Source organism: Cellulomonas sp. A375-1 (assembly GCF_001040865.1).
GTDB lineage: Bacteria > Actinomycetota > Actinomycetes > Actinomycetales > Cellulomonadaceae > Cellulomonas > Cellulomonas gelida.
This window is the reverse complement of record NZ_LFKW01000134.1, coordinates 46,206-57,390: the sequence shown is the minus strand read 5'-3', so window position 1 is coordinate 57,390 and position 11,185 is coordinate 46,206. Positions and strand designations below refer to the sequence as shown.

The window sequence follows — 11,185 nt, the reverse complement described above, 5'->3', positions numbered from 1 at the left end:
GGGCAACGTCTCCGCAGCCTCCTCCGCGCTGTCGGTCACGACGAAGACGACGACCCCCACCGGGACCTGCAAGGTCACCTACAACGCCCCGAGCTGGAACACCGGCTTCACGGCGTCGGTGAGGATCACGAACACCGGCACGACGCCCCTCAACGGGTGGACGCTGAAGTTCAGCTTCGCCAACGGCCAGCAGGTCCAGCAGGGCTGGAGCGCCAACTGGACCCAGTCCGGCGCGAACGTCACGGCGACCAACGCGGCCTGGAACGGCACGCTGGCACCGGGGCAGACCGCCGACATCGGGTTCAACGGCTCGCACACGGGCACGAACACGAACCCGACGTCGTTCACGCTCAACGGCACGGCCTGCAGCTGATCGCCTGACTGCAGTCGCACACGGGAGAGCCCCGGGGACCATCTGGCCCCCGGGGCTCTCCCGTTGCGTCGTCCGGTACTACCGGCGACCGCGCATGTTCGCCGCGATCGAGACCCCGATCACGGCCAGCACGATCTGGATGAGGAGCTCGATCCAGTCGATCCCGTCCGTGTCACGCACGCCCAGCAGACCCGCCAGGAGCGAGCCCAGGAGCGCCGCGATGATGCCGACGACGATCGTCAGCCAGATCGGGATGTCCTGCTTGCCGCGCGCGAACAGTCGTCCGAGCGCCCCGATGATCAGGCCGATGATGATCGCGGAGATGATCCCGGTGACGGTCATGCCAACCTCCAGAAGCCAGACGAACGGACCTCTGGAATGTAGGCGCGACCGCCTGCATCCGCGCGCCGAGCGGGTCGGCCCGGGCCGCCGAGCTCAGCCGACGAAGTCGAACGTGTCCGGGTCGGGACCTGTCCGGTGGCCGCGGTCGAGGGCGCCCAGCGCCGCGACGTCCTCGGGCGAGAGCTCGAAGTCGAACAGCGCGAAGTTCTCCTCGACGCGCGAGCGCGTCACGGACTTCGGGAACACGATGTCCCCGCGCTGCACGTGCCAGCGCAGCACCACCTGGGCCGGGGTGCGGCCCGTCGCCTGGGCGATCCGCTGGACCACCGGGTCGTCGAGCACCTCGCCCTTCGCGATCGGCGACCACGCCTCGGTGGCGATGCCGTGCGCGGCGTCCGCCGCCCGCACCGCCTCGTTGGTCAGGTACGGGTGCACCTCGATCTGGTTCACCGCGGGGACCACGGTCGTCTCCGCCAGGAGGCGGTTGAGGTGGTTGACCTGGAAGTTCGACACACCGATCGCGCGCGCCCGGCCCGAGGCGTAGATCTCCTCGAGCGCGCGCCACCGCGCGACGAAGTCGCTCGCCGTCGGCAGCGGCCAGTGGATGAGGAACAGGTCGACGTGGTCCGAGCCGAGGGCCTCGAGCGTGCGCTCGAACGAGGCCAGAGCGTCGTCGTGCGTGAGGAAGCTGTTGTTGAGCTTGCTGGTCACGAACACCTCGTCGCGCGCCAGGCCGCTGGCCGCGAGCGCGTCGCCCACGCCCTTCTCGTTGCCGTAGCCCTGCGCGGTGTCGATGTGCCGGTACCCGACCTCGAACGCCGTCAGGACCGCGTCCTTCGTCTCGTCGGGCGGGATCTGGAACGTCCCGAAGCCGAGCTGCGGGATCGTCACACCGTTGTTGAGAGCGATCGTGGGGACGGACGTCATCGTTCCTCCTGTGCTGATGCGGTGCGCCCAGTCTCACCCGGATCCCGCCCGGATTCCCGACGAGCGCCCGCGCTCACGCGGACAGGTGGGTGACCTGCGGCCAGACCTGGTCCCATGGCCTCGTCGGCCCGTCGCACACGAAGAGCGGAGCCTGCGACGCCTCGTTGTCGACGCCCGTGGCGACCGGGGCCACGCGGGTGCAGCCGCGCATCCACGAAGGCGCCCGCGGGTAGCCCGTCAGGACGACCGTGCGCTCGTCGTCGGGCGGCGGGCCCCAGGCGGCGAACCCGTTGTGGCCGCTGGCCACCCGAACGTCGGACGGCAGCACGCGCACGTGCTCGAGCGCACCCGCGTCGCCGTAGCTGGCGGTCAGCACCAGCCCGGCGTCGTGCTCGTCGACGACCTCGGCGACGCGCGCGGAGAACACGTCCCAGCCGATCATCTCGACCTGGTCCTCCCCCAGCGCCGCCCACGGCGAGCCCGCGAACGTGCCCACCGGCAGCACGGGCAGCGCCGCGGGCAGCGCGATAAGGCTCGCGGCCGCCGCGATCGCGCCCAGCCGCGCGGTGCGTCGGGCCGGCCGCGTGGCCGCGAGCGCGCACACGCCCGCGGCGACGAGCGCCGGGTACAGGCCCGCGAGGTAGTACGCCTTGCCGCCCGTCAGGAGGAAGACGACGACGAGCAGCACGTACGCCCACGCGACGGGCCGCGCCCACCGCCACGCGCGCTCCCGCAGCAGGCGCACGAGCCCGATCACCCAGACCACCGTCACCACGGGGTTGAGCAGCACGAGCGAGAGCCCGACGAACTCCAGCCGTCCCCCGAGCGTCAGGTACTCGTCGCGGATGTCCGCCGCGAGCTCGAGCTGCGGCCAGCCGTGCTGCGCCTGCCACAGCAGGTTCGGCAGCCACAGCACGAGCGCGATCCCGGCGCCCGCCCACGCCCACGGCGAGCGCGCGTGGTGGCGGGTCTCGCGCGTCGCCACCACTGCGACCGCGAGCGCGAGGAGCAGGAACGCCACCAGGTGCTTGTTCTCGAGCCCCGCCCCCGCCACCAGGCCGACGACGAGCCACCCGCGCGGGTCGTCGCGCCGCAGCGTCGCGAGCGTGAGCCAGACGACGAGCGCCCAGAACAGCGTGTCCGTCGTCGTCGTCGACAGCATGTGCCCGGAGACCAGCGTCACCACACCGGTCGCGACCAGCACCGCCGTCACCGTCTGCTCGACGCGCGCCCCGCCCAGCTCGCGGGCCGTCAGCGCCGCGACCAGCACGAGCGCCCCGACGACGAGCGCAGGCACCACGTGCAGCGCCCACACGCTGCCGGGCGCGGCCTCGTCGGCCAGGCGCGCGAGCAGCGGCGTGAGCGGAGGCTGGTCCGGGTAGCCCCACGCGAGCCGGTGCCCCGCGGCGACGAAGTACAGCTCGTCCCGGTGCGCCCCGTACCGCCCCGCGAAGGCGAGCAGCACGACGACGAGCCCGCCGACGACCGCAAGCAGGGGCCGCCACGCGATCGGCTTCGGCCCGTCGACGTCCGTCTCCTCCTTTATCCGCATCATCCGACGAACGTCGCAGCCGCCGCGGCCAGCAGGGGAGAAGCGACGACGACGCCCGCTGCGTCGCGAACCGCACCGAGGCACGCGACGACTGGGAGGGCGCACACCGCCGCCAGCAGGACGAGCACGCCGGCGCGGATGTCGTCGGGCGGGCGTTCGGCCATCGGGCCCTCCGGATGCCGGGTTCGGGTGTCCGCAACTCTAGGAACCGGGCCTAGCGCCTGTCCGGGGTTCCGCGGTCATGCGCGACATGCGGCGACCTGCTCGACCAGGCGGTAGCGGCCGGCGGTGTGCTCGACCGCCGTCAGGCCGGCTTCCGAGAGGCGCAGGAGCGGGCGACGACGGTGGTGCTCGCCGTATCGTCGGCCGGCGACGTCGAGCCCGCGCTGCACCAGGCGCCCGAGCCAGGCGGACGACTCGACGTGGTCCGCGAGCAGCACTGCTCCCTGGGGGTGCACCACACTCGCGGGCTCGCGCAGCACCGCGACCTCGTCCGGCACGCAGCACAGCGCGAAGGTGCAGACCACGGTGTCGAAGTGCGCGTCGGGCCACGGCAGGCGCGACGCGTCCGCCTGGACCGCGGTGACGTCGACGCCGAGGTCACGTGCGCGGCCCCGCGCCTCGGCGAGCAGCGCTCCGCTCGAGTCCCACACCACCAGCTCGTACCGGCCCCGGAGGTACGGCAGGTTCGCGCCGGTGCCGGCGGCGACCTCGAGCGTGTGGCCCCGCACGCGCTGCGCGACCCACTCGCGGGCGGGAGCCAGCAGGCGCGGCTCGATCCAGGCGGTCGCCCGGTCGTACGTCGCCGCCTGCGTGTCCCAGTACGCCTGCCCCTCCACCACTGCAGCTCCCCTCCCGCGCCCGGCCAGCCTAGGCGCGGCGTCGGATGGGGCGCCTCGCCGGTACGGCATGCTCACACCATCGGGGCTGTCCGCCCTGATGGCATTCAGGTCGGCCTGGCGGGAGTGCGTCCGCGAGGACGACCGCGCACTCAAGGGGGACTTCACACGTGAAGCGAACGGCACGCACCGAGGTGGACCAGCCGCTGGGGCCCGGCTCGACGGGCGAGGGCGTGACCGCGGCGATCGCTGAGCTGGGACCGCCCGAGGCTCTCGCGGCCAGCGTCGAACACCCGAGGACGCTGACCGCAGACGACAGGCGTGCGGTGACAGGTGCCGTGGTCACGGCTGTCACGGGCCTGGTGCTGCTGGTGCTGCTGCCGCCGGCTGGGGCGCTGGTCTCCCTGCTCGCGCTCGCAGTGGGCGTCTGGTTGCGGGTCAGGCGCCCCGACCTGCGTCGCAACGTGTGGTTGGGCGTGGGCGTCGTCCTGGCTGCCGTGGGTGTGGCTGCGGCTGTGTACTGGTTCGTGTTCGCTCGCGGCAGTTCCACCGAGGTGGTGCTGCACGACCCGGTACCGTCCGCAGCGCCGTAGGGGTCGCGGGCGCTCGTCAGGCAGCCGGCGTACGGACCGTCCGGCGACCCCCTCGACGACGAGCATGCGTGTGGAGAGCCGCACTCCCGGAGTCTGCGAGCGACGAGCGTCGGCCCACACCCTTGCGGCATGCACGGCCGCTCGCGACACTGCGTCGATGCCGCAGGACCCTCGCCCGCGCGTGCGCGTCGCGCGGGCGGCCGACTCCGACCAGGTCTGGCCGCTCGCCCGCGACTTCGCGACGTCGCTCGCCCCACGGCGCGAGGCCTTCGAGGCGACGTGGCGGGCCTTGCGCTCGGCCCCGGGCGCGCTGATCGCCGTCGCCGAGTCCGACGAGGTCGTGGTGGGATACCTGCTCGCCCACCGGCACCTGACGTTCCTCGCCAACGGCCCGGTCGCCTGGGTCGAGGAGGTCATGGTCGCTGAGCACCGCCGCCGGTCAGGCGTGGGCCGAGACCTCATGCGTCACGCCGAGCAGTGGGGACGCGACACCGGCGCCGCCTACCTCGCGCTCGCGAGCCGACGAGTAGGCGCGTTCTCCACCGCGCTCGGCTACGAGGAGTCCGCCACCTTCTTCAAGAAGCCCCTGACCGACGCGCCCTAGCACTACGGTCGGGCCCGTGGAACAGGCGCGCGTGGCGTACACGATCGATGCGCACGTGCGCGATCGCGACGACGCCGCGACGGTCAGTGCCGCGATCTTCGACCTGGTCCGGCCGGACCTGCGCTGCGTGTCCATCGACGTCTGCAGCGACTACCGCGACGACCAGATGCCCGAGCCGGTGCTCGCGGCGCAGGCGCGACTGACCGCTCTCATCCGACGACGCCACCCGAAGCGCTCCGATCCAGGCATCAGCCTCTCGCTGACTCCCGACGACCCCGAGTGGGCGGACGCGGAGCTGTACGCACCGTGGTCGATCTACGTGTCCGGCTACGTGACGCCGAACGCCTCGAGGGAGTCGATCGTCGGCCTGCACGACTGCGCGTCGTCGATCGTCGTCGAGCTGACCGACGCCGACGCCGCCATGCTGCGCGAGCGGGTGGCGCACATCGCTCCGCTGGTCCCGCTCGCGGAGGTCCACCGACGACGACGCGAGAAACGAGAGCGAGCCCGCGCGGCCCGCAGGGACGAGCGCCACGCACGACTGCGCCGCCTGCTCCACATCTCTTCTTCAAGAAGCCCGTGACAAACGCGCCCTCGTTGTGATGGCCAGGGCCGGGTGCCAGCTCGTCGGCGCGACGCGCCTGCAGCCGCGTCGACGAGGAGGTGTAGCGCGCGCGACTCCTTCCTCGGGCTCAGGGGCGGAAGCGGCCCGTCTCGTAGGCCCACATCGCGATCTGCACGCGGTTGCGAGCGCCGAGCTTGGTCGTCAGGCCCGTGAGGTGCGTCTTCACGGTGCTCAGGGAGACGTGCAGCTCCGTCGCGATCTCGGCGTTGGTCAGGCCGCGCGCGACCGTGACCAGGACCTGCTCCTCGCGCGCGGTCAGCGGCTCGAGCGGGTCGCGGCGTGCGGAAGGTCGGGTCTGCGCGAACGCCGCGAGCAGGCGGACGGTGACGGCCGGGGAGATCAACGCCTCGCCGTCGGCGGCCGCGCGGACGGCCTGCGCGAGCAGCTCGGGGCCGGCGTCCTTGAGCAGAAACCCGCGCGCACCCGCGCGCAGCGCGCCGTGCACGTACTCGTCGAGGTCGAACGTGGTGATGACCACGACCGCGAGCGGGTGCGTGACGTCGGGTCCGGCGAGCAGGCGCGTCGCGGCCAGGCCGTCGATCCCCGGCATCCGGATGTCGAGGAGGCACACGTCGGGGCGCAGCTCACGGGCCAGCCGGACGGCGGCGAGACCGTCGGCGGCCTCGGCGACCACTCGGATGCCGGGCTGGGCGTCGAGGATCATCCGCAGCCCGGTGCGCACGATCTCCTGGTCGTCGGCGACCAGCACACGCACGTCCGTCCCGGGCGCGCGGTCGCCCGGCCCCCCGCCGCGCTCGTCGTCGGAGGTCATGCCCCCACCCCCCGACGCGGCAGGACGGCCGCCACCACCCAGCCACGAGGCTCCGCGGGCCCCGCGGTCAGCGAGCCGCCCAGCAGCGCCGCTCGCTCGGCCATCCCGACGATCCCGTACCCCGTCCCGCGCACAGGCCCCACCGTCTCACCGTCGTCGGCCACCGTGCACCGGACCGCGTCGTCGTCCCCGGTGACGCGCACGACGATCCTCGTGGCGGCGCGCGCGTGCCGCACCGCGTTGGTGACGGACTCCTGCGCGATCCGGTACACGGCGCCACCCACCGCGGGGCCCAGGTCCTCGAGCCGGCCCGACTGCTCGACGACCACGCGCGAGTCGGTCGAGGCGAGCGAGGGCACGTCCGCGACGTCGCGGACGGGCGCGAGGGCGGCTTCGTCGGTCCCGCGCAACGCACCGACGAGCGTGCGCATCTCGGCGAGCGTGCGGGCACCCTCGCGCTCGATCACGGCGAGGGCCTCACGCGCCGCGGACGGGTCCGTCGCGGCAACGACGCGGCCCGCCTGCGCACGCACCACGATCGCGGACACGTGGTGGGCGACGGTGTCGTGCAGCTCGCGCGCGAGCTGCTCACGTTCGCGCGACCGCGCGTCCTGCAGCGCACGCGTGCGCGCCGTGAACCCCAGTCGCACGACGAGGCCGACGACGGCCGGCAGGGTCACGACGAACAACCCCGCGACCGTCTCGGCCACCGACGTCGGGTCACGGGTGATGCTCGACACGAACGCCGTGCCGAACACCGCCGACCCGAGCACGATCTGCCGACCGGAGCCCCACCGGTACAGGGCGTAGCCGAGCACCAGGACGAACCCCATCGAGCCCAGGCCGACCGACCTCGTCGTCCCCGACACGCGGACCGCCACCTCGACGACCAGCACGGCCCCGAAGGCGACCAGCACGGCCGCCAACGGGTGGGTCCGGCGCCACAGCAGCGTGCCGGCCAGCAGGACCGTCATCGGCACCGCCGCGAACGGCCACGCGACGTCCTTGCGCAGCGTCACCTCCAGGACCGCGGTCACCGTGACCAGCACGACGAGCGCCCAGTCGCGCCACACGCGCACGGGCGGGTCGGGGGCGGGCGGCAGCGCCCACAGTCGTCGCGCGGCGTCGAGGATCACGGCGCCCAGCGTAGGGACGGGGGCCGCGGGCCGGATCGGCCGAAAGGCCAGGTCTGGGCAGCACGTCCGGCCATCGGGCACGGACCGCGCGGCCGATGTGGCGCACCGGGGCGCGTCACGACGATCGACGGGTCCGATGCTGCCGCCCGTCGTCCCGAGGAGAACCCGATGCTCGCCCAGATCCTGTACCGGATCGGCTGGTTCGCCACCCGGCGCCGCTGGGCGGTGATCGGCACGTGGCTGGCGCTCACGGTCGTCGTCGTCGGCGCGGCCGCCGCCTCGGGCGCGAAGCTCGAGGACGGGTTCACCGCGCCCGGGCTGGACTCCCAGCGCGCCAACGAGCTCGTCGCCGCGTCCGGCGGCGGGCAGGCCGGCATCACCGCGCAGGTGGTCGTCACCCCCGCGGGCGACGGCACGTTCCGCGACGACGAGGCCGCGCGCGCGGCCCTCGCCCGGCTCCAGGCGGACGTGCGCGCACTGCCGCACGTCCTGGGCACCACCGACCCCGTGGGGGCCCTCACCGGGGCGCGGGACGCCGCGGCGGTCGGCGCCCTGTCACCCGACGGTCGCGTCGCGCAGCTCCGGGTCCAGTACCCGGGGCTCGACCAGCTCTCCGCCGCCGACCTGACGGCGCTCGAGGCGGTGCCGCACGACCCCGCGCTGCGCGTCGAGATGGGCGGCGACCTGTTCTTCGCCTACTCGAGCGCGGACAGCAACGTGGGCGAGCTCGTCGGGATCGTCGCCGCGCTCGTCGTGCTGCTGCTCGCGTTCGGCTCGTTCGTCGCGGCGACGCTGCCCGTCGGCATGGCGGTGCTCGGCCTGGGCGTCGGGATCGGCGGGATGACGCTGCTGGCCGGCGTGATGACCGTGCCGAGCTTCGCGCCCGTGCTCGGTGCCATGGTGGGGCTCGGCGTCGGGATCGACTACGCGCTGTTCGTCGTCACCCGCCACCGCGAGCACCTCGCCGAGGGTATGGCGGTCGACGAGTCGGTCGCGCGGTCGCTCGCCGGGGCCGGGCGGCCCGTGGTGTTCGCCGGCGGGATCGTCGTCGTGTCGATCCTGGGCCTGGCGGTCGCGGGCGTGCCGTTCATGACCGCCGGTGGCATCGCGATCTCCCTCGTCGTGCTCGTCATGGTCGTCGCCTCCGTGACCCTGCTGCCCGCACTCCTCGCGGTCGCGGGCCGACGCGTCGTGGGCCGCCACCGGCTCGAGACCACGAGCCCGCGGTGGGAGCGCTGGACCCGGCACGTCACCCGGCACCCCGCCGCCTACGGGGTGGCGGTGACCGTGGTCCTGCTCGCGCTCGCGGCACCGGTCGTCGCGCTGCGGGTCGGCATCCCCGACGACGGCGCCCTCCCGCCCAGCCGCACCGAGCGCCAGGCGTACGACCTCGTCGCCGAGGGGTTCGGGCCGGGTCGCAACGGCCCGCTCGTCGTCGTCGTCGACCTCGCCGGCGACACCCACGCCGCCGACGCGGTGGCGCAGGCGGTCGCCGCCGACCCGGGCGTCGCCGCGGTCGAGCCGCCCGTGCGGCGCGGCGGGCTCGCGACGATCGTCACGCACGCCACCACCGGCCCGCAGGACGTCGCCACGGCCCGGACGATCGACCGGCTTCGCACCGAGGTGTTCCCCGCGGCGCTGGCCGGGACGCCCGCCGCGGCCCACGTCGGTGGTCAGACCGCGAGCTTCGCCGACGTCGGGCAACGCGTGAACGACCGGCTCCCCCTGCTCGTCGGCGCGGTCCTGGCGATGTCGTTCGTGCTGCTCATGCTGGTGTTCCGCTCGGTGCTGGTGCCGCTCAAGGCCGTGCTGCTCAACCTGCTGAGCATCGGCGCCGCGTACGGCGTCATGGTGATGGTGTTCCAGTGGGGCTGGGCCGCCGACCTGATCGGGCTCGAGTCGACCGTGCCGATCGTGTCGTTCATCCCGATGTTCATGTTCGCGCTGCTGTTCGGGCTGTCCATGGACTACGAGGTGTTCCTGCTGTCCCGCGTGCGCGACGCGTACACGGGCACCGGCTCGAACGACGAGGCCGTGGTCCGCGGGACCGCCCGCACCGGGCGCGTCATCACGTCGGCTGCCGCGATCATGATCTGCGTCTTCCTCGCGTTCGTGCTGGGCGAGAACGCGGCGACCAAGATGTTCGGCGTCGGGCTCGCCACCGCGATCCTGCTCGACGCGACCCTGGTCCGGCTCGTCCTGGTGCCCGCGACCATGAAGCTCCTGGGCGACGCGAACTGGTGGCTCCCGGGGTGGCTCGACCGCCTCCTCCCGCACGTGGACGTCACCGAACCGGCGTGACGCCCCCGCGGCTCAGACGCGGCGCGCAGCCACCCGCTCCACCAGCCGGTAGCGGCTGCTCCCGTGCTCGACCGCCGCCAGGCCCGCGTCCGAGAGCCGCAGCAACGGCCGACGACGATGGTGCTCACCGTGCCGCCGCCCGACCACGTCCAACCCGCGCTGCACCACGCGCCCGAGCAACGCCGACGACTCCACGTGGTCCGCCACGAGCACCCGCCCCTCGGGCCGGACCACGCGGCGCAGCTCGGCCAGCACCGCGACCTCGTCGGGAACACAGCACAGCGCGAACGTGCACACCACCGAGTCGAACGACGCGTCCGGCCACGGCAGGTGCGCCGCGTCGGCCCGCACCGCGGTCATGGCCACGCGCTCGCGGGCCGCCCGGTCCTTCGCGATCGCGAGCATCGCCGCGCTCTGGTCGGTCACGACGAGCTCGTCGGACCGTCCGCGCAGGTACGGCAGGTTCGCCCCCGTCCCGACCGCGACGTCCAGCGTCCGCCCGCGCACGCGCTGCGCGACCCACTCGCGCGCCGGCGCGAGCAGCCGCGGCTCGACCCATGCCGTCGCCCGGTCGTAGGTCGCCGCCTGCCCGTCCCAGTAATCGCGCCCGTCCACCCGGCCTCCCCGATCGACCTCACCGGCACCACGTGGCTCGGCGCCGACCGTCCCGTCCGGGCGCCCGACCTGCCGCTCCGCCACGGCCGTCGCGCCCATACTCCTCGCTCGACCCCATTACGCTCGGGCTGAACGTCGGGCTCACCACTGGTGAGGTGCTGCTGGCGGTCGTCCCGCTCGCTCTCGCGAAGGCCGTGCTGCAGCGTCTGTCGCGCGGCGGCCTCACGGAAGGAGCGGTCACGGCATGACCGGGTATCTCACCGATCGCGGGCCAGGCACCGGCGCGCGGCGCCCCGCTCGCTCCTGGCTGCACACCGACGCCCCGACCCTCTCCCTGAACGGCGACTGGCGCTTCCGGCTGCTGCCCGGCGCACCGGGCCAGCCAGGTGCGTACGGCGTCCTCCCTCCGGGCGAGGGTGCCGAGGACGTCGCCCTCGAGGCGTTCGACGACAGCACCTGGGACACCATCCCCGTGCCGTCGCACTGGGTGCTGCCGGCGGGCGGAC

Annotated in this window: 14 protein-coding genes; 6 read left to right on the top strand and 8 right to left on the bottom strand. The window is 73.8% G+C overall.

Annotated features, from left to right (window positions below; genetic code table 11):
* Nucleotides 1-373: cellulose binding domain-containing protein (locus tag CWIS_RS17800; protein ID WP_048344101.1), on the top strand; the 373-nt coding region annotated here is incomplete at its 5' end.
* Nucleotides 374-451: 78 nt separating this feature from the next.
* On the opposite strand, the gene CWIS_RS14660 is transcribed toward CWIS_RS17800, so the two are convergent.
* The 5 genes from CWIS_RS14660 to CWIS_RS14645 form a co-directional block, all read right to left on the bottom strand.
* Nucleotides 452-715 carry a hypothetical protein gene (locus CWIS_RS14660; protein ID WP_048344054.1) on the bottom strand — a complete coding sequence of 88 codons (264 nt, stop codon included), beginning with the start codon at nt 713-715 and terminating at the stop codon, nt 452-454.
* 93 nt (nt 716-808) lie between these two features.
* Nucleotides 809-1,642: an aldo/keto reductase gene (locus tag CWIS_RS14655; protein WP_048344053.1), complete on the bottom strand. Its 834-nt coding sequence runs from the start codon at nt 1,640-1,642 to the stop codon at nt 809-811.
* Nucleotides 1,643-1,715: 73 nt separating this feature from the next.
* The gene (locus tag CWIS_RS14650; protein ID WP_082156501.1) at nt 1,716-3,197 is read right to left on the bottom strand and encodes a glycosyltransferase family 39 protein; all 1,482 of its coding nucleotides are present in this window, start codon (nt 3,195-3,197) and stop codon (nt 1,716-1,718) included.
* Entirely contained in the window at nt 3,194-3,358 is a 165-nt protein-coding gene (locus tag CWIS_RS18470) for a hypothetical protein (RefSeq protein ID WP_156186677.1), read from the bottom strand. Before CWIS_RS18470 ends, CWIS_RS14650 begins: the two co-directional genes overlap by 4 nt.
* A gap of 75 nt (nt 3,359-3,433) precedes the next feature.
* Nucleotides 3,434-4,036, bottom strand: a complete 603-nt coding sequence (locus tag CWIS_RS14645) for a class I SAM-dependent methyltransferase (protein WP_053071767.1) — start codon at nt 4,034-4,036, stop codon at nt 3,434-3,436.
* 230 nt (nt 4,037-4,266) lie between these two features.
* Between CWIS_RS14645 and CWIS_RS14640 the strand changes: the two genes are divergently transcribed.
* The 3 genes from CWIS_RS14640 (at nt 4,267) to CWIS_RS14630 (ending at nt 5,813) form a co-directional block, all read left to right on the top strand.
* The gene (locus tag CWIS_RS14640; RefSeq protein ID WP_156186676.1) at nt 4,267-4,626 is read left to right on the top strand and encodes a hypothetical protein; all 360 of its coding nucleotides are present in this window, start codon (nt 4,267-4,269) and stop codon (nt 4,624-4,626) included.
* Between the two features lie 157 nt (nt 4,627-4,783).
* On the top strand, nt 4,784-5,230 hold the full coding sequence (locus tag CWIS_RS14635) for a GNAT family N-acetyltransferase (RefSeq protein WP_048344050.1): 447 nt from the start codon (nt 4,784-4,786) through the stop codon (nt 5,228-5,230).
* A gap of 16 nt (nt 5,231-5,246) precedes the next feature.
* Entirely contained in the window at nt 5,247-5,813 is a 567-nt protein-coding gene (locus CWIS_RS14630; protein WP_048344049.1) for a hypothetical protein, read from the top strand.
* A gap of 109 nt (nt 5,814-5,922) precedes the next feature.
* Here the strand turns inward: CWIS_RS14630 and CWIS_RS14625 are convergent, their stop codons facing one another.
* Both CWIS_RS14625 and CWIS_RS14620 read right to left on the bottom strand, forming a co-directional pair.
* The gene (locus CWIS_RS14625) at nt 5,923-6,627 is read right to left on the bottom strand and encodes a response regulator transcription factor (protein ID WP_048344048.1); all 705 of its coding nucleotides are present in this window, start codon (nt 6,625-6,627) and stop codon (nt 5,923-5,925) included.
* Nucleotides 6,624-7,763 carry a sensor histidine kinase gene (locus CWIS_RS14620; protein WP_048344047.1) on the bottom strand — a complete coding sequence of 380 codons (1,140 nt, stop codon included), beginning with the start codon at nt 7,761-7,763 and terminating at the stop codon, nt 6,624-6,626. The genes CWIS_RS14625 and CWIS_RS14620 overlap by 4 nt, the downstream gene beginning before the upstream one ends.
* A gap of 168 nt (nt 7,764-7,931) precedes the next feature.
* Between CWIS_RS14620 and CWIS_RS14615 the strand changes: the two genes are divergently transcribed.
* A complete protein-coding gene (locus tag CWIS_RS14615) occupies nt 7,932-10,064 on the top strand; it encodes an MMPL family transporter (RefSeq protein WP_048344046.1) in 2,133 nt (710 codons plus the stop codon).
* A gap of 12 nt (nt 10,065-10,076) precedes the next feature.
* Here the strand turns inward: CWIS_RS14615 and CWIS_RS14610 are convergent, their stop codons facing one another.
* A complete protein-coding gene (locus CWIS_RS14610) occupies nt 10,077-10,679 on the bottom strand; it encodes a class I SAM-dependent methyltransferase (protein ID WP_048344087.1) in 603 nt (200 codons plus the stop codon).
* A gap of 244 nt (nt 10,680-10,923) precedes the next feature.
* Between CWIS_RS14610 and CWIS_RS19570 the strand changes: the two genes are divergently transcribed.
* The coding region (locus CWIS_RS19570) for a hypothetical protein (protein WP_048344098.1) at nt 10,924-11,185 on the top strand (262 nt) is incomplete at its 3' end.

Excerpts from the sequence above, each read along its gene's own strand:
- CWIS_RS14660 (WP_048344054.1), bottom strand. The coding sequence starts at position 715 with ATGACCGTCACCGGGATCATCTCCGCGATCATCATCGGCCTGATCATC.
- CWIS_RS14655 (WP_048344053.1), bottom strand. The coding sequence starts at position 1,642 with ATGACGTCCGTCCCCACGATCGCTCTCAACAACGGTGTGACGATCCCG.
- CWIS_RS14650 (WP_082156501.1), bottom strand. The coding sequence starts at position 3,197 with ATGATGCGGATAAAGGAGGAGACGGACGTCGACGGGCCGAAGCCGATC.
- CWIS_RS18470 (WP_156186677.1), bottom strand. The coding sequence starts at position 3,358 with ATGGCCGAACGCCCGCCCGACGACATCCGCGCCGGCGTGCTCGTCCTG.
- CWIS_RS14635 (WP_048344050.1), top strand. The coding sequence starts at position 4,784 with ATGCCGCAGGACCCTCGCCCGCGCGTGCGCGTCGCGCGGGCGGCCGAC.
- CWIS_RS14625 (WP_048344048.1), bottom strand. The coding sequence starts at position 6,627 with ATGACCTCCGACGACGAGCGCGGCGGGGGGCCGGGCGACCGCGCGCCC.
- CWIS_RS14615 (WP_048344046.1), top strand. The coding sequence starts at position 7,932 with ATGCTCGCCCAGATCCTGTACCGGATCGGCTGGTTCGCCACCCGGCGC.